The organism is Agromyces sp. NPDC029043, from assembly GCF_055564615.1.
This window is the reverse complement of record NZ_JBVHVX010000019.1, coordinates 1-16,693: the sequence shown is the minus strand read 5'-3', so window position 1 is coordinate 16,693 and position 16,693 is coordinate 1. Positions and strand designations below refer to the sequence as shown.

Here is a 16,693-nt window from a genome sequence, read left to right as displayed (position 1 = left end):
GAAGGTACGAGGGCATGACAGCCTTGGATGACAAGCTCGCAAGCTGGACCGGACCATCGAGCGTAACCGAGCAGGATAAGCAGGATCGGACAGAACGGATGATCCGCGAGGCCATTAATGCACATGAACCGTTTCGCGGCATGTCGCGCGCGGTTTATGCGAAGGGCTCTTATGCGAACAACACGAATGTGCGCTCTGACAGCGATGTCGACATCGCTGTGGAATGCGAGGAAGTGGTCTATTGGGATGAACATACACCAGGTGTCCACCCGTCAGGAGGATCACCTTACACCGGTGAATGGACGCCAACGAAACTGCGGTCTGAATTGGTAGTTGCTCTCAAGGCCAAGTTCGATGGTGCCGTCGACACGAGTGGATCTACGGCGATCCAGATTCACTCGACGTCAGCCCGCGTCGAGGCGGATGTGGTGCCGTGCTTCAACTATCGGTACTATTTCTCGCCAACGAGCTTTCGAGAGGGAGCGAAAGTCTTCAAGACTGACGGCACTTCTGTGGTCAACTACTCCGCACTGCAACTAGCCAATGGCCGCGCGAAGAACACGCGGACGAGCCAAGCGTTCAAGAAAACAGTCCGAATACTTAAGCGGTTAGAGAATGCGATGGCCGAGGCGGACTATCACCGGGAGGTACCCTCATTCTTTGTTGAGTGTCTTGTATATAACTGTCCGGATGAGATCTTCAGTCGTTCGCCCTGGACTACGGTCGTGAAGGCGGCACTCGCGCATATTTATACTTCGTTGGAAGGACTCGAACCAAGCGCGCAAGATGATCGTTGGGTCGAGGTCAACGAAGCGAAATTTCTGTTTAGCGGAGCTCAGAAGTGGACGCGACAGGATGCGCGAGACTTCGCGTACGCGGGCTGGAACTACCTCGGCCTGGGAGATGCATAGATGGGTCGGCCGACGGTACTCGCGCGCACGATTGCCCTCGTAATCTCGGGGATATACTCGATTGTTCTGTTCAGTCTTGGCTTTGAGCTCCCCAGCTGGTGGCGATTTGTAGTCTCTTTTCTGCCCACGGTTGTGGTGCTTGGCGTTGTTGCTTGGGATCTTTGGCTGTGGCGGCTGCCTGGCGTACAGCGCTTCGTCCGTCGGCCCGATCTCCGCGGGCTATGGTGCGCTACATTGACCCCGCACCCGGATTCGGCGATTCCTGATGGCGGAAATCGCGGTCCTATATCAGCATTTATTGAGATCAAGCAATCATTCTGGACGATTTACTTACGTCTGTATTCAGATCAAAGTTCGAGCAAGAGTACTGCGACAACCTGGCTTCCGACCTACGAAAATTCTGTCGACAGCCTAACTTTCACCTATGACAACAGACCTAAGGTCTCCGAGTCTCATCGGAGCATGCGCAGCACAGGTGCGTGCAACCTGTTGCCAACAACGCTTAAGCCGCGGGAAATCGAAGGAAGTTACTTCACCGATCGCTTCACGAAGGGTGACATGGTGTTGTCTCTCGTGGATCGGACAAGCGGATACTCATCGTTTTCGGCGGCGGCGAAGTACGTGGAGGAAAAGGAGTCGCAGCGATGACAGTTGACCTAGATGTTTCGCGTGCCCCTCTCGGGCAAATCGCTGCTGCGCGACTCGTTTCGGCTGTCGCGGCGAGTGACGACCGAGTCGAGCGCCATTTCTTGGAGGTCAAAAGCGATCTCGATCTGACAAAGAAGACGGATGTAGCGAAGATCGCCAAGTACATCCTCGGGTCTGCCAACCGCTTGCCTGATGTGGCGGCGACTGCGTTTGAGGGGTACGGCGTCATGGTGATCGGTGTTGCGCCCGGTGAGGCACGCGGCGTACCGCCGATCGAAGTTCTCGAGATTGACAAGATCGTGAGTCGATATCTTGGGGCGGCTGGTCCTCGGTGGGATCTTGTTCGAGTTCCAGTTCCGGACTCCGACAAAGAAGTGCTGGTGATCGTTGTTGACCCACCAAAGGACGGCCAGCAGCCATTTCCGTGCCGGAAGGACGGCGATGGTCTGATTGATGGGCGCATCTACATCCGAGCGGACGGCGAAACCCGTGAAGCGAAAGGCGATGAGTTCGATGGACTGCTTAAGCGAGGTGCTATCCAGGAGGTGCCCGAAGTCGCTTTTGAAGTGACTATCGACGGCGTCGCGCACCCTGTCGCGGTAGATGTCAACCGAACGCTGGATGACTATGTTGGTCAGACGACTCGGCGGTTAGCTGACGCACTTCCACAACCCGAACCTGCACCGGCGGCTGGTATAGCTGAGATACCGCCCTCGCTAGCCAAGTCTCTGATGCCGCAGATCAACGCGGTCGCACGAATGCAAGCATCAATGTTTCCCACTGAGCCTGAAGAGCGGACCGAAGCCGAATATGAGGCGTCAATCACGGAGTGGGAGAACAACTTCCGTCAGTGCTGGCCGGGTGCGGTTGACCGACTGGCGGGTCAGTTGCTCGGATCTATCTCTATTCGAGTGAAGAATGAAGCGAAGACCTTTCTCCATGATGTGGAGGTGAAGATCCACCTCCAGGGAGCAGTCCAGGGAGTTGAGTGGACAGCCGACGACGATTTCGATTCTGCTGACATTGGCCTTCCCGAGGCTCCTCGCACATGGGGCCCCACGCAGCGGTCGACCTTCGCTCACTTGCAAGGAGCCCCTTACTTGCCAAGCGTTGCTGTTCCATCGGCCTATCGATCGTCCCTTGAGTGGCGCAACTCTGGGTCAGTCGATCTGTGCCTCGACGTAGGTGATCTCCGGCCGCGTGAGGAGTACGTGTTTGATCATGAGGAGCTCATTCTCGTCGTCCCCGCGGAAGCTGATACGGAGACGGTCCGCGGTACATGGGAAATTACAGCTCGCGGACACAACGAGATCTACACAGGAACGATCGTGGTCGAAGTCGCCGATCCAGTGGACCTCACGAACGCTATGCGGATACTTCTTGGGCTCGACCCGAGCGACCGAACCGACGAAGGCGGCGAAGAAGGTTAATGTGGCCAGGCGTCGCGAGCGAGGGTTAGTCGTGCGCTCCGTGTGGTCGTACTTCTGCACCTTCGCGTTTGAGGATGTTCAGCACCGTGGTCCGTCCGATTCCGACCTGCTCGGCGACTGCTCGACTGCTCATACCGCTCTGATAGAGCCCTAGCACGTCGCTTCGTAGCTGTGCGGTGATCCGCGATCGGAGACGTCTGTGTGCCGATTGTGCCTGGTCAGGCCGTCGGTCGGCGGACCTTGGGGTGTTGGCCTTGGCGCCTGCGAGGACTACCACGACTCAGGCCCTGACCAATTCGGTCGGGGCCTGAGTTTTTTCCTGTCCATCCGGCGGCTGGGTAGGGTCTTGCTCCGGACACCCCGGATCTGGAGCCCGGACGAGCCTTCCCGCGCGGGTTCTTCACTCCCGCTGATTGATTTACACCGAAAACCGATAAGCGGCAGTCGAATAGGTGCGCGGGAAGCTGGTGTGGGGGCGGGGTCTCGATACGCCGGCGGGCTCGCTTCGCTCGCGCGACGGCTACTCGACCACCTGATGGGTAGCGGGCTACTCGACCACCTACCGGAGGTGCACGGTGGTGACGACGTCGGCACGCGCGCGAGTCGCCGCGATCAGCTCGGCGTTGGGGCGGTCGACGGATTCGATCCACGCCCACGCCTGATCCTCGCTGCGCCCGAACTGCATGTGCCGCGCCGCCAGTCGCTGCTCCCGTTGATCATCGTCGGAGTCGAGGTACCAGCTGAGGTCCAACGCCGAACGCACCCGATCCCACGGATCCCGGTCGAGCAGAAGGTAATTGCCCTCCACGATGACGACGCGGGTGCTCGGGTCGATGCGCCCGGCCGCGGCGACCGCCTCGTCGAGCTCGCGCGTGAAGCCGGGGATGAAGATGGGGCAGGACGTGTCGGTACGCAGTCGGCCGAGGAGCGCGAGCAGGCCGTGCGCGTCGAAGGTCTCCGGCGCGCCTTTCCGATCACGCAGCCCCAGCTCGGACAGCTGGGCATTCGACAGGTGATACCCGTCCATCGGCAGGATCTCGGCCGCGACGCCGCGCGTGACCAATGCCGCGCGGGCGGACTCGGCGGCATAACTCTTCCCGACGCCGGGCGGCCCGACGATTCCGAGCACGAAGCGGCTTACCCCACCGCCAACAGCGCCGTCGGACCCCACAGCGCCGTCGGACCCCACAGCGCCGCCGGCAACAGCGCCGTCGGACCCCACAGCGTCGACGACCTGCGCCAGCACGGCGTCATCGGTCGTCGGTCGCGGGTTGGCCACCCGGTCATTGTGCACGCTGCGATCACCGTCACTTGGGTGTGTCCGATTCGGCTGGCACCATGGCGTCATGGAGATCACCACCGAGGAGCAGTTGAGGGAGATCGTCGGGCACCCGCACGAATCGGTGGTGAACAAGGTCAAACCGGCGCTCGAGCAGGTACATCTCGAATGGCTCGCCGCCACCCCGATGATCTTCCTCGCGACAGCGGACGCCGACGGCCGCCTCGACGTGTCGCCCAAGGGTGATCCGCCGGGCAAGGTCGTCCATGTCATCGACGAGCGCACCATCGCGATCCCCGAGCGTCCCGGCAACAAGCGGGTCGATGGTTACCTCAACGTTTTACAGAACGGGCATGCCGGCACCATTGCGGTGATCCCCGGTCGTGCCGACACCTTGCGGGTCAACGGTTCCGCGCGGATCGTCGGAGAGGCCGATTACTTCGACGCGTTGATGGTGAAGAAGAAGCGCCCCATCCTCGCCGTGGAGATCACCGTCGAGGAGGTCTTCTTCCACTGCTCCAAGGCGTTCTTCCGATCCGATCTGTGGAAGCCGGAGACCTGGCACCCCGACGAGATCTCCAGTCCCGCGCAGATCGTCAAGACGCTGTGGCCGCATCTGGAGATCTCCGACGAGGATCTGGAAGAGCAGATGGCCGAGGAGAACTGGCGCAAGATCCTCTACTGAGACGGGCTCGGGTTGCCGCGAGGGCTACGGTGGATTCATGACCTCAGATGCCAGCATTCACGACCGGATCACCGACCTCATCGCCGAGGAGCACGAGTTGCGTGAGAAGCTCGGCCGCGGCGAGATCTCCCCGGAAGAGGAGAACAAGCGGCTCAAGCAGATCGAGGTGTCGCTCGATCAGTCGTGGGATCTGCTGCGTCAGCGCAAGGCGCGCCGCGAGGCCGGCTTCAACCCCGACGACGCCCAGACGCGCCCCGCCGACGTGGTCGAAAAGTATCTGGACTGACAGAACGGGCAGGTTCCGGGCGCCGTTCGGCGCGGCGAATCGACCGGTGGGCGCAGCGTCGTCGAACCGTCGCCGTGGCGATGCTCACATCGCTACCCTGTGAGCGCGGTGGATTACACCGGTACCACCGGGATCGGCGATCGGCGAAAGAGGCACGACGATGGGGCGTTACAGCGACGCATTCGCGCAGGCAGCAGACGACCGCGAGGCCTTCTGGCTCACCGCGGCACAGGCCGTCGACTGGAGTACCCCGCCGACCAAGGCCCTCGACGACTCGAACCCACCCTTCTACCGCTGGTTTCCCGACGCCGAACTGAACACCAGCTTCAACGCCCTCGACCGGCACGTCGCCGCAGGCAACGGTGAGCGCACCGCGCTCATCTGGGATTCGGCGATGGTCGGCACGGTGCGCCGCTACACCTACGCCGAACTGCTCGACGAGGTGTCCCGGTTTGCCGGAGTTCTTGCCGCACAGGGTGTTTCCGCCGGGGATCGGGTCGTCGTCTACATGCCGATGATCCCCGAGGCTGCCATCGCGATGCTCGCCTGCGCGCGCATCGGTGCCGTCCACTCGGTGGTGTTCGGCGGGTTCGCCGCACCTGAACTCGCCACCCGCATCGACGACGCCGAGCCGGTCGCCGTCATCACCGCCTCCGGCGGCCTCGAGCCGGGACGCGCCGTCGAATACCTGCCGATGGTCGCCAAGGCGATTGAATTGGCGCAGTCCAAGCCGACGACGGTCATCGTCAAGGACCGCGGTCAGATCGCCGGTTCCGCCGCCGACCATGCCGGCTGGATCGATTGGGACGCCGCCATCGCCGACGCCGCACCGGTCGCCCCGACGCCGGTCGCGGCGACCGATCCGCTCTACATCCTCTACACCTCGGGAACCACCGGGAAGCCCAAGGGCGTGGTCCGCGACAACGGCGGTCACGCCGTCGCCCTGACCTGGTCGATGAGCAACATCTACGGCATCGAACCGGGCGACGTCTGGTGGACCGCCTCCGACGTCGGATGGGTTGTCGGCCACAGTTACATCGTCTATGGACCACTGCTCGTCGGTGCGACGTCGATCATGTACGAGGGCAAGCCGGTCGGCACCCCCGACGCCGGTGCGTTCTGGCGGGTCATCTCCGATCACCGGGCCAACGCGCTGTTCACCGCGCCCACCGCGATACGCGCCATCCGCAAGGCCGATCCCGACGCCGCGGAGCTCGCGAAGTACGACACCTCCAGTCTCCGAACGCTTTTCGCCGCCGGTGAACGCCTCGATCCGGACACCTACGAGTGGGCGAGCGAGGTTCTGGGCGTACCTGTCGTCGACCATTGGTGGCAGACCGAGACCGGCTGGGCGATCGCCGCGAATCTACGTGGGCTGGAACCGATGCCGCTCAAGGCGGGCTCGCCGACGGTGCCGGTGCCCGGCTACCTGGTCGGCGTCCTCGACGGAGAGGGCAAGCCGGTCGGCGCGGACACCGAGGGCAACATCGTCATCAAACTGCCGCTGCCGCCCGGCACATTGGCCGGCCTGTGGCACGACGACGACCGTTACCTCAAGTCGTATCTGTCGGCGTTCGACGGCTATTACCTCACCGGCGATTCCGGCTTCATCGACGCCGACGGCTACGTCTTCGTCCTCGGCCGCTCCGACGACGTGATCAACGTTGCCGGACACCGGCTCTCGACGGGATCGATCGAGGCGGTCGTGGCGTCGCATCCGGCAGTCGCCGAGTGCGCGGTCATCGGTATCCACGACGATCTCAAGGGCCAGCGCCCCAGCGGCTACGTCGTCCTCAAGGCCGGCGTCGACATCGAACCCGACACCCTGCGCAGCGAGCTGGTGGCCATGGTGCGCAACGAGATCGGTGCCGTCGCCACCTTCCGCGACGTGACGGTGGTGCCCGCACTGCCCAAGACACGCTCGGGCAAGATCCTGCGCAAGACGATGCGCCAGATCGCCGATCACGAGGAGTACACCGTCCCGTCGACCATCGAGGACGTCGCCGTCCTGGAGGATCTGGCCAAGCAGCTCGGCGGGTGAGCCGAACCGTCAGGACTTCTCGGCGAACGGGTCGGCGACGACCTTCTCGCCGCCGTAGTTGTTCCAGAAGTTCTGCAGCACGTACCCGTACTCGGACAGATTCTGATTGAACGGTTCGAGCATCGCGCTGCTCCACGGCTTCTTCCAGTCCTCGACCAATTCGCACGCCAGCGCGAACGTCGACACCGGCTGCGCCCCGGCCTGCACCATGCGCGCCAGCGCGGCGTCGGCCTGGAGGCGCGCAGCCCGATCTGGTGATCGATCAGCAGCACGATGGAATTGTCGACGGTCGGCTTCGAATGGCCGAAGCGTCCGGCCGCCTGAGCATCGGCGCGCGAGACCTTGTCGGGCAACGGAGCGTCGTGGGGCTCTGCGGACGGTGGGTCTATGCTGGCGACCTCAGGAGGTGGGTGTGAGCGAGACGTTATGGAATCCGTTCAGCCGCAACTGTCCGTCGCGTGGGCTGTTGGACCGCATCGGTGACCGATGGACGGTGCTCGTCATCGGTGCTCTCGACGTCGGACCGCAGCGGTTCTCGCAGTTGCAGACGACCGTCGACGGGGTATCCCAGAAAATGCTGTCCCGAGCGCTGCGGTCCATGGAGCCCGACGGTTTGGTGACTCGCACCGTGTATCCGGAGGTGCCGCCGCGGGTCGAGCACGAACTCACCGCGCTCGGACGCACGCTGCAGATCCCGCTCGCCGCGTTGACCGAGTGGTCCACCGAGCACATGTCGGCGGTACTCGATGCCCGGACCGAGTACGACGCTCGGTCGGGTGGGGCATGAGCGAGACGCCTGACTCCCGTCCTGAACTCGGGGTCGATCCCGACTCGCCGCCGCTGCATCGGCAACCCGTCGCGCTGGCCCTCGTCTTCGCGGGCGGCGTCGTCGGCACCGGCGTGCGGTACTGGCTGGAGAAGACCTGGCCGGCCGCGAGCGGAGCCTGGCCCTGGGCGACCTTCGGCATCAACCTGACCGGCGCGTTCATCCTCGGCCTGCTGCTGGAGACGCTCGCCCGCCTCGGCCCCGATGATGGCTGGCGCCAACGTATTCGGCTTCTCGCCGGCACGGGGCTCTGCGGTGCGTACACGACCTACAGCGCGTTCGCGTTGGAGATCTCCCTGCTCGGCCGCGATGGGGCAGTGGGCATCGGGATCGCGTACGCGGTGACCAGCGTCGTCGTCGGTGTGCTGTGCGCGTGGCTCGGGATCGTCGTCGCAGCCCGCGTGCTGCCCGCTGCGCGGGAGACCGCGGCATGACGGTCATCGCCGTGATGCTCGCCGGTGCACTCGGTGCGGTGCTGCGCTTCGTCGTCGATGGCGCGGTCAAGAAGCGATGGTCGACGACGGTCCCGTGGGCCACGGTCGCGATCAACGTGACGGGATCATTCGTGATCGGTGTGGTGGCGGGTGCGGTGCTCTTCCACGCCGTGCCGGTCGAGTACCAGACGATCATCGGCACCGGATTCTGCGGCGGCTACACCACTTTCAGCACCGCGAGCTTTGAGACGGTGCGCCTCGGGCAGGGTCGTCGAACGGTGTTTGCGCTGGCCTACGCCGCCGCCACGCTCGTCGGCAGCGTCGCGGCGTGTGTCGCCGGGCTGGCCATTGCCTGGGCCGTGTAAGAGCGCACACCTTCCGATACAAAAGAGATCGCCCTTCCCCCACACCCAGGGGAAGGGCGATCCGAGTCCCTACGAGAGGACGCCTACTTCAGCTCGGCGCTGCTCTTGCCGAGCACGCGCCGGGCGATGATCAACTGCTGGATCTGCTGGGTGCCCTCGAAGATGTCCAGGATCTTCGAGTCGCGCGCCCACTTCTCCACCAGGAGCCGCTCGGAGTAGCCGAGGGTGCCGGTCAGCTCGACGACCTTGTTGGTGACGTCGGTGCCGGTGCGGCCGGCCTTCGCCTTGGCCATGGAGGCCTCCAGCGAGTTGGGCTGCTTGTTGTCGGCCATCCAGCACGCACGCATCGTGTGTAGGTAGGCGGCTTCCCAATCTGCTTCCAGGCGAAGGAATTCCGCGGCAGCGGCATGCTGGTCGGCGGCCGGACGATCGTAATCGATCTCGATGCCTTCCTCCTCCAGGATGCGACGCAGTTCTTCCAACGATGCCCGTGCGACGCCGACGGCCATCCCGGCCACGAGTGGACGGGTGTTGTCGAAGGTCTGCATGACACCGCCGAAGCCCTTCTTGGTGTCCACCTCCGGACTGCCGAGCAGGTTCTCCTTGGGGATGCGGCAGTTCTCGAAGCGGATCACCGCGGTGTCCGAGACGCGGATGCCGAGCTTGTGCTCGAGCCGCGCGACCTCGACGCCCGGATGCTCACGCGGCACCACGAAGCTCTTGATCGCGGCGCGGCCGGCGCTCTTGTCGACGGTCGCCCACACCACGATGTGGGTCGCGCGCGAGCCGGCGGTCACGAAGATCTTTTCCCCGTTGATGACGTACTCATCGCCGTCGAGTACCGCGGTGGTGGTGACCGCCGCGGAGTCCGAGCCGAAGCTCGGTTCGGTGATGGCCATGGCGGCCCACACCTTGCCGAACCGGTCGAGCTGTTCGTCGGTGGCCACGGCGGCGATCGCCGAGTTGCCCAGTCCCTGATAGGGAATCGACAGCATGAGGCCGACATCGCCCCACGAGGTCTCCATGACGTTGACGACAGACTGCATGTTGCCGCCGTTGACGATGGCACCCTCGGGCTTGGGCTTGCCCTGCTGCTTCTTCTCCTGGCTGCGGCCGCCGTCGGCGCCCGCACCGGCCTGACCGGTAGCGGAGAGTGCGTCGTAGAGACTGGCGAGGGTGTCCAGCTCGATCGGGTAATCGTGCTCACGCAGGTCGTACTTGCGGGAGATTGGGCGGAAGATCTCCGCCGCCGCCTGGTGCGCCTGATCGATCGTGACGCCCAGCTTCTTGGGGAGTTCGAGATTGATGCTCATGTCAGTTGCTCCTGAAGATTGATCGCGTCTACAGGACGACGATGCCCTCGCCGATGCCCGCGCCACGGAGGTCGCGGTACCAGCGCTCGACCGGATGCTCCTTGGTGAAGCCGTGGCCACCGAGCAGCTGAATGCCGTCGAGGCCGATCTGCAGGCCCTTGTCGATGGTGAGCTTGCGGGCCAGGGCGGCCTCACGGGCGAACGACAGGCCCTGCTCGGCGCGTGCGGCACCGCGCAGCGTGACCAGGCGGATGGAGTCGACCTCGGTGGCGATGGTGGCGACCATGAAGGCCACCGCCTGACGGTTGGAGATCGGCTCGCCGAAGGCCTCACGCTCGTTGACGTAGGGGATCACGTAATCCAGCACGGCCTTGGCGGTACCGGCGGCCAGCGCCGACCAGCCCAGGCGCGACAGGCGGACGATGTCACGGTAGATCGCGAACGAGTCCTCGCCGTCGTTGCCGCCGAGCAGTGCCGACTCGGGCACCGAGACGTCCTGCAACAGCAGGCGTCCCATACCGGCGGCGCGCACGCCCATACCCGGATCGGCCTCGACGATCAGACCCTTGGTGTCCGACTCGACGATGAACAGGGCGGGCTTGCCGTCGAGCTGTGCGCCGACGATGAAGATCTCCGACGACCCGGCGGCCGGCACGAATGACTTGACGCCGTTGAGGCGGTAGCCGCTGGGCACACGAGTTGCCGTGGTGGACAGGCTGAATGCATCGAAGAGTGGCTTGGGCTCGGCGATGACGACGGCCGACTGCGGCACGTTCTCCCCGGCGAAGTCCGGCAGATAGGTGCGCTGCTGCTCGTCGGAACCGAAGTTGGTCAGCGTGGTGGCCACACCGCTCGGCGCGAGCAGCGGGAGGGTCAGACCCATGTCGCCGTAGGCCATCGCCTCGGCGACGAGTGCGTTGGTGACGACGCCCCGCTCGGAGGCGGCGCCCTCGAAGTCCTCGGGGACGTTGATCATGGTGATGCCGAGTTCGGCGGACCGCTTGAGGATCTCCTCGGGCGCGGTGGCCTTCTCGTCGGCCTCGTAGGCGGCCGGGCGCAGGATCTCCTCGGCGAATTCCCGCACCGTCTCGGCGATCATCTGCTGCTCGTCGTCGGGGGTGAGGTTGAAGTAATCCTTGGGCGTGGTGGTCAGGCGCTTGGCGTCGCCGGAGCCGCCCTGGACCTTCTTGAACGCGCGGTTGGCGGCGCCGAGGGTCTGGAAGCCGGTCTTGGTGGCCTGGTAGGCGATCCGGTTGATGGGCTCGCGGATCTGGTACTTCTCCGCGAACTCCGATCCGGTCACGGTGGTCAGCACGCGCATCGCGGTGCCGATGAAGTTCCGGGGGTGCTTGCTCTTACCCACGGCAGAGGTGTCGCGCGGTTCGGTGTGAGTGGTCATGTTCACCAGCTTTTCGACAAGGAGGTTGACGGGATTCTCGTAGGGCGCTGACCGGGTGAGGATCGGTCCGCTGCGGCACGATCTTACTCGGTAGTAAGTACGTACCTTACTACTCGGTAAGGAAGTTGTCACGCATGGCTGCGTGACTCGTCATTACCCTGGTGTGGGTGAGCATCAATTCCCCGGTCGGCCGCGGCCCCGTTGCGTCCGGAGACGACGGCGCGTCGTCGTCGTCGGAGCAGGGGAGTCGCAGTACGGCTGCGGTGCTGGTCATCGGGGGTGGTGCCGCGCTGGCCGCAGCGTGTCTGTTCACTCCCGCAGCCATCAACAACGGTCCGGAACTGTGCCCGTTCCGGGCGATGACGGGACTCCCGTGCCCGGGCTGCGGACTCACGCGCAGCTGGGTGGCGCTGACCCACGGCGACCTCTCGCACGCGGTCGCGCTGAACTGGTTCGGGCCCGTCACGTTGGTGTTGACCGTCGTCGCGGTCATGGTGGGTGCGTGGGCGTGGATCCGGCGCACGAACGCGCCGCTCACACGGCTGCGTCGGGTGCTGGCGGGGCCGGTCGGGATCGTGCTGATCCTGATGTGGCTGACCTACGGCGCGACGCGGTTGCTCGACGCCTGGCAGGGGTGGGGGATCTTCCCGAGCGTCGTGTGACGACCTAGGCGACCGACTCCGCGGCCGCCGCATTCTCCCGCGCCCGCACCAGCGGTACGACGCCCTCGGAGAACCACAGTGCCTCTTCGATATGCGGTTGCCCGGACAGGATGAAGTGATCGACTCCGAGTGCCCGGTACTGCTCGATCAGCTCGGCCACCTCCGCGTGCGAACCGACCAGGGCGGTGCCCGCGCCGGGGCGTGCGAGTCCGTATCCGGCCCACAGGCCGGGGTAGACCTCGAGATTGTCGACGTCGGCATTGAGCTCCAGCTGCCGACGCTGACCTTCGGACTCGGACTGTGACAGCCGATCCCGTGCCAGCTGGATGATCGCCGGATCGATGCGGCTCAGCAGTTTCCGCGCCTCGGCCCACGCCTCTTCCCGGGTGTCGCGTGCGATCACGTGTGCGCGGATTCCGTACGAGAGTTCCCGGCCATGCCGTGCCGCGCGTGCACGCACGTCGTCGATCAGTGCCCCGACCCGCTCGGGTGGCTCGGTCCAGGTGAGGTAGGTGTCGACCGTTTCCGCGGCAACCTCACGGGCTGCCTCGCTGGCGCCGCCGAAGAAGATCGGCGGGACCGGTGACGGCGGATTGGCGACGACCGCACCGGTGACGTCGTAGTGCTCGCCGCGGAAGTCGAAGGGGGTACCCGTCCACGCCTGCCGGACGATCGTCACGAACTCGCGGGTTCGTGCGTAGCGCTCCTCCTTGCTGAGCCGATCACCGAAGCGGTGCTGCTCCTCGGCGTCGCCGCCGGTCACGACGTTCAGTGCGAGCCTGCCGTCGGAGAAGGCCGCGAACGTTGCCGCCTGCTGCGCCGCCAGGGTCGGTGTGATCAGCCCGGGGCGGAATGCGACGAGGAACTTCAGGCGCGTGGTCTCCCGGATCAGCGCGGCGGTCGTGAGCCAGGCGTCGTGACACCACGTGCCGGTGGGGGTGAGGACGGATTCGAAACCGGCGTGCTCGGCGGTCTTGGCCACCAGCGCCAGGTAGTCCAGGCTCGGTGGCCGAATCGCCGACGCCGTGCCGATCACCCCGGCCGACTGCAGTCCGCCGATCACCTCACGGCCGTCGCCCGAGGTCGGCAGGAACCAGTGAAAGTGCGCCTGTCCGCTCATGATTCGCTCCCTGACGAGGCGCCGACCAGCGGTCCGACACCGAGGTAGGCCAGGACCTGTTCGCGCAGTGCGACCAGTGCCCGGTCATCGCGTTCCCGTGGACGCGGGAGGTCGACGGCGACGTCGTGCGCGATGCCACCGTCCTCCAGCACGAGGATGCGATCGGCCAGGACGACGGCCTCCTCGACGTCGTGCGTCACGAGCAGCGCGGCGAATCCGTGATGTTCCCAGAGGCGGGTGAGGAGCCCATGGGCCTCGAGGCGGGTGAGTGCGTCGAGGGCGCCGAACGGTTCGTCGAGCAGCAGGATCTCCGGATTGCGGACCAAGGCCCGTGCGAGAGAGGCGCGTTGGGCCTCACCACCGGACAGCGTCAACGGCCATGCGCTCACCCGATGCGCGAGTCCGACCTCGCCGAGGACGTGCTCGGCGTCGGCTTCCGCGGTGCGCCGCTTGAGGTTCAGGGACACGTTGTCGACGACGGTCCGCCACGGTAACAGCCGGGGCTCCTGGAAGGCGACGGCCTTCGATCCGCTGACCTCGAGGCTGCCACCGTGCTCGCCGTCGAGTCCGGCGATGATCCGCAGCAGCGTCGACTTCCCCGATCCGGAGCGGCCCACGAGCGCGACGATCTCGCCCTCGCGCAGGGTCAGATCGATGTCGTGCAGGACATCGACGTCGCCGAACGACCGGGACAGGCCCTGGGCGTCGACCAGCACGCGCGCGCTCATCGGGTCACCCGCCAGCGCAGCAGGTAGCTCTCCAGACCCCGCACGATCGAGTCGCTGAGCAAGCCCAACAGTGCATAGATGACCAGGCCGAGCACGATGATGTCGTTGCGGAAGTACGTGCGGGCGTTCATGACCAGATTGCCGAGACCGGCGTCGGCGTTGATCTGTTCGGCGACGATCAACGACAGCCACGCGACACCGAGTGAGAGGCGAAAACCGGTGAGCGCGCTCGGCAGTGAGCCGGGCAGGATCACCGTGCGTGCCAGCCCGATTCGGCCCAGTCCGACGGACCGGCCGGCCTCGATGAGCTTCGGGTCGACGCCCTTGATCCCGGCCACCAGATTCAGGTACAGCGGGAACAGGACGCCGAGCGCCACCATGTAGACCTTGGGCTCCTCGCCGATGCCGAACCACACCACGAACAGCGGGATGAGTCCGAGGAACGGCACGGTGCGCAGCATCTGCAATGGCGGGTCGATCGCGATGTCGGCGACGCGGAAGAATCCGACCAGCAGGCCGAGGACGACCGCTGCCGAGACACCCAGGATCAGACCGAGACCGACGCGCTGCAGTGACACCGCCAGCGCATCCTGCAGGCTGCCGTCGGACCACAGTTCCTGCGCCGCCGCCCACACCTGCGTCGGCGGGGCCAGCTTGCTCTCCGGGATCACCCCGGCCGAGGAGAGCACCTGCCACAGCACCAGAATCGCGAGCGGCGACAGCAGCCGCAGCCACGGCCCCGACGCGATGCGCCGCAACCGATTACCGCGCGAGTGCTGCGTCGACGATGGTGTCCGTGGCGTCGACGACGCCGGTGCTGCCGACGAGGCGGTGGTGCGCGTGGGTTGCCCGACGATGACCTGCGTCATCCGTCTGCCCCCGCGGTGACCGCGCTGTTGAATCGATCGTCGAAGTAGTCCTTGGCGACCGTCGCCTTCGGGATCTCACCGGCACCGGCGAACAGGTCGATGACACGCTGCTGCTTGGCGATCACCGCGTCGTCAATAGGGACGAGCTGCCCCGACGAGGTCGCGAATGTCGCACGCGCCACCGGCTCGGGCAGCTTGGTGAGCTTGCTGAAGGTCGGAATCCAGTCGTCCTCGTGGGTCACGGCCCACTGGTTGGCGCGCGCCAGACGGCCGACGAAATCCTTGATCGCATCGCTCTTGGCCGAATCTCCCAGTGCCGCTTCAGAAGCCAGATAGTAAGCCTGCTGCGTGGTGAGATCCGAGCCGTCTGCGATGACCTTGCCGCCGGCCTGTTCCTGCGTGACGGTGGCGTACGGATTCCACACCGCCCACGCGTCGAGCTGCCCGTTGGAGAATGCCGAGAGGGCTTCGGTCGGCGAGAGGTAGGTGGCCTGGATGTCGTCGGGGGTGAGGTTGGCTTCCTTGAGCAGCGCCAGCGTCAGGCCGTGTGAACTCGAGCCCTTCGCGAAGCCGATCTTCTTGCCCTTGAGATCGCTGATCGAGGTGGCCGTCGAATCCTTGGGTACGACGAGGAAGTCGTTGGGCTTGGTGCGAGCCTGCACGGCCACGATCTTCAGTGGCGCTCCACCTGACTGCGCGAACACAGGTGGCACGTCACCGGTGCCACCGATGTCGACCTTACCCGCCCCGGCGGCCTCCAACAGCGGTGGGCCGGACTCGAATTCGGCCCAGTTGATGTCGTAGGGCAGATCCTTGAGCTCGCCGGCGGCCTCCAACAAGGACTGCGTCTGGTGGACCTGATCGCCGACGGTCAACGTGACACGTCCCGACGACGACGCCTCGCTCGAGTCATCCGACGACGAGCAGCCGGCCAGCGCGAGAGCGGCGAGCGTGATGATGACCGTAACGGCCCCAACGAGTTTCGAGGACATCCCAACCCTTCCGTGTGCCCGCACCCTCCGGCTTCCGGGGAATGCGGGCGAAAAAGAACTTGAGAGAATCTTCGACGGTGGGCCGGGGTCACCCAAACCTCACGCCATCGACCGGCGCGAATCGTTGACGGATACATGCAGGTCAAACCATCGACGACACGTTGCGCTGAGCGTGGGGGCGCAAATCCGGGCGTCCCGCCGGATTCACTGTGCGGCGAGGAGCGCGGCGAGGCGCCGTTCGAGTTCGCTGTTCGGTCTGATGATGTCGTGGTAGTTGATGCGGAGTTCGGTGATGCCGGGGATCACGTCCGCACCGCGGACATCGGCCGCACCGCGGGAATCGGCGGGGTCGGTGTCAGGGACATCGGCTGGCTCGGTGTCGGGGCGTGTGTCAGCCCCGCCGGTGGAGGGTCCGTCGCTGGTGTCGCGGTGTGATGGATCGCCGTCACCGCTGCTGTCGCCGGTGTCGTCGGTGTCGTCGGTGTCCGGGCATGCTGGAGCCTCCGGCGATGGCTGGTCTGCGTCTTCTGGTGGTGGGCCGTGGATCTCGGCACGTACCTGTTGTAGGTGCCAGCGCAGGTGTCCTGGGATGTCGGGGAGTCGGTTGACGCGTTCGGGGTTGGGGGGTGCGCCAGGCTTACTGTTCAACGTCCACCCGCACCGGCCTTGGTCGGGGCCGTCGGGGATGACCCTCGAACGTAGGTG

20 protein-coding genes are annotated in these 16,693 nt (G+C 65.2%); 10 read left to right on the top strand and 10 right to left on the bottom strand.

The window, feature by feature from the left end:
• Positions 1–14 precede the first annotated feature (14 nt).
• The 3 genes from ACZ4TW_RS19030 to ACZ4TW_RS19020 are packed head-to-tail and all read left to right on the top strand — an operon-like array spanning position 15 to position 2,989.
• Complete coding sequence (locus tag ACZ4TW_RS19030) at positions 15–911, top strand: nucleotidyltransferase-like protein (RefSeq protein WP_465545294.1); 897 nt, start codon at positions 15–17, stop codon at positions 909–911.
• Positions 912–1,559, top strand: coding sequence for a Cap15 family cyclic dinucleotide receptor domain-containing protein (locus ACZ4TW_RS19025; RefSeq protein WP_465545292.1), 648 nt, complete (start codon positions 912–914; stop codon positions 1,557–1,559).
• Positions 1,556–2,989 (top strand): ATP-binding protein, encoded by a 1,434-nt coding sequence (locus ACZ4TW_RS19020; RefSeq protein ID WP_465545291.1) that lies wholly within the window; start codon positions 1,556–1,558, stop codon positions 2,987–2,989. Before ACZ4TW_RS19025 ends, ACZ4TW_RS19020 begins: the two co-directional genes overlap by 4 nt.
• A gap of 25 nt (positions 2,990–3,014) precedes the next feature.
• On the opposite strand, the gene ACZ4TW_RS19015 is transcribed toward ACZ4TW_RS19020, so the two are convergent.
• Both ACZ4TW_RS19015 and ACZ4TW_RS19010 read right to left on the bottom strand, forming a co-directional pair.
• Positions 3,015–3,146, bottom strand: coding sequence for a helix-turn-helix domain-containing protein (locus ACZ4TW_RS19015; RefSeq protein ID WP_465545289.1), 132 nt, complete (start codon positions 3,144–3,146; stop codon positions 3,015–3,017).
• A 402-nt stretch (positions 3,147–3,548) separates the two neighbouring features.
• Entirely contained in the window at positions 3,549–4,268 is a 720-nt protein-coding gene (locus ACZ4TW_RS19010; protein WP_465545287.1) for a nucleoside/nucleotide kinase family protein, read from the bottom strand.
• A gap of 67 nt (positions 4,269–4,335) precedes the next feature.
• On the opposite strand from ACZ4TW_RS19010, the gene ACZ4TW_RS19005 reads away from it, so the two are divergent.
• The 3 genes from ACZ4TW_RS19005 (at position 4,336) to ACZ4TW_RS18995 (ending at position 7,280) form a co-directional block, all read left to right on the top strand.
• The gene (locus ACZ4TW_RS19005) at positions 4,336–4,953 is read left to right on the top strand and encodes an MSMEG_1061 family FMN-dependent PPOX-type flavoprotein (RefSeq protein ID WP_465545285.1); all 618 of its coding nucleotides are present in this window, start codon (positions 4,336–4,338) and stop codon (positions 4,951–4,953) included.
• A 37-nt stretch (positions 4,954–4,990) separates the two neighbouring features.
• Positions 4,991–5,239, top strand: a complete 249-nt coding sequence (locus ACZ4TW_RS19000) for a DUF2630 family protein (RefSeq protein ID WP_465545283.1) — start codon at positions 4,991–4,993, stop codon at positions 5,237–5,239.
• Positions 5,240–5,399: 160 nt separating this feature from the next.
• Positions 5,400–7,280, top strand: a complete 1,881-nt coding sequence (locus tag ACZ4TW_RS18995; protein ID WP_465545281.1) for a propionyl-CoA synthetase — start codon at positions 5,400–5,402, stop codon at positions 7,278–7,280.
• Positions 7,281–7,289: 9 nt separating this feature from the next.
• Here the strand turns inward: ACZ4TW_RS18995 and ACZ4TW_RS18990 are convergent, their stop codons facing one another.
• Positions 7,290–7,490: a hypothetical protein gene (locus ACZ4TW_RS18990; protein ID WP_465545279.1), complete on the bottom strand. Its 201-nt coding sequence runs from the start codon at positions 7,488–7,490 to the stop codon at positions 7,290–7,292.
• 202 nt (positions 7,491–7,692) lie between these two features.
• On the opposite strand from ACZ4TW_RS18990, the gene ACZ4TW_RS18985 reads away from it, so the two are divergent.
• The 3 genes from ACZ4TW_RS18985 to crcB are packed head-to-tail and all read left to right on the top strand — an operon-like array spanning position 7,693 to position 8,905.
• Positions 7,693–8,067 carry a winged helix-turn-helix transcriptional regulator gene (locus tag ACZ4TW_RS18985; RefSeq protein WP_465545278.1) on the top strand — a complete coding sequence of 125 codons (375 nt, stop codon included), beginning with the start codon at positions 7,693–7,695 and terminating at the stop codon, positions 8,065–8,067.
• Positions 8,064–8,540 carry a fluoride efflux transporter FluC gene (locus ACZ4TW_RS18980; RefSeq protein ID WP_465545276.1) on the top strand — a complete coding sequence of 159 codons (477 nt, stop codon included), beginning with the start codon at positions 8,064–8,066 and terminating at the stop codon, positions 8,538–8,540. Before ACZ4TW_RS18985 ends, ACZ4TW_RS18980 begins: the two co-directional genes overlap by 4 nt.
• On the top strand, positions 8,537–8,905 hold the full coding sequence (gene crcB / locus ACZ4TW_RS18975) for a fluoride efflux transporter CrcB (protein ID WP_465545274.1): 369 nt from the start codon (positions 8,537–8,539) through the stop codon (positions 8,903–8,905). The genes ACZ4TW_RS18980 and crcB overlap by 4 nt, the downstream gene beginning before the upstream one ends.
• Positions 8,906–8,988: 83 nt before the next feature.
• On the opposite strand, the gene ACZ4TW_RS18970 is transcribed toward crcB, so the two are convergent.
• Together ACZ4TW_RS18970 and ACZ4TW_RS18965 are read right to left on the bottom strand one after the other, a co-directional pair.
• Positions 8,989–10,218: an acyl-CoA dehydrogenase family protein gene (locus tag ACZ4TW_RS18970; RefSeq protein ID WP_465545272.1), complete on the bottom strand. Its 1,230-nt coding sequence runs from the start codon at positions 10,216–10,218 to the stop codon at positions 8,989–8,991.
• A gap of 28 nt (positions 10,219–10,246) precedes the next feature.
• The gene (locus tag ACZ4TW_RS18965; RefSeq protein ID WP_465545270.1) at positions 10,247–11,617 is read right to left on the bottom strand and encodes an acyl-CoA dehydrogenase family protein; all 1,371 of its coding nucleotides are present in this window, start codon (positions 11,615–11,617) and stop codon (positions 10,247–10,249) included.
• Between the two features lie 167 nt (positions 11,618–11,784).
• Between ACZ4TW_RS18965 and ACZ4TW_RS18960 the strand changes: the two genes are divergently transcribed.
• Positions 11,785–12,279, top strand: coding sequence for a DUF2752 domain-containing protein (locus ACZ4TW_RS18960; protein ID WP_465545268.1), 495 nt, complete (start codon positions 11,785–11,787; stop codon positions 12,277–12,279).
• Positions 12,280–12,283: 4 nt separating this feature from the next.
• On the opposite strand, the gene ACZ4TW_RS18955 is transcribed toward ACZ4TW_RS18960, so the two are convergent.
• The 5 genes from ACZ4TW_RS18955 to ACZ4TW_RS18935 form a co-directional block, all read right to left on the bottom strand.
• On the bottom strand, positions 12,284–13,399 hold the full coding sequence (locus tag ACZ4TW_RS18955; RefSeq protein ID WP_465545266.1) for an LLM class flavin-dependent oxidoreductase: 1,116 nt from the start codon (positions 13,397–13,399) through the stop codon (positions 12,284–12,286).
• Entirely contained in the window at positions 13,396–14,127 is a 732-nt protein-coding gene (locus ACZ4TW_RS18950; protein ID WP_465545265.1) for an ABC transporter ATP-binding protein, read from the bottom strand. The genes ACZ4TW_RS18955 and ACZ4TW_RS18950 overlap by 4 nt, the downstream gene beginning before the upstream one ends.
• Positions 14,124–14,996 (bottom strand): ABC transporter permease, encoded by an 873-nt coding sequence (locus ACZ4TW_RS18945; RefSeq protein ID WP_465545263.1) that lies wholly within the window; start codon positions 14,994–14,996, stop codon positions 14,124–14,126. Before ACZ4TW_RS18945 ends, ACZ4TW_RS18950 begins: the two co-directional genes overlap by 4 nt.
• Positions 14,993–15,871: an ABC transporter substrate-binding protein gene (locus ACZ4TW_RS18940; protein WP_465545261.1), complete on the bottom strand. Its 879-nt coding sequence runs from the start codon at positions 15,869–15,871 to the stop codon at positions 14,993–14,995. Before ACZ4TW_RS18940 ends, ACZ4TW_RS18945 begins: the two co-directional genes overlap by 4 nt.
• Before the next feature lie 321 nt (positions 15,872–16,192).
• Positions 16,193–16,693 (bottom strand): hypothetical protein (locus tag ACZ4TW_RS18935; protein ID WP_465545260.1); only part of this gene is annotated, 501 nt, incomplete at its 5' end.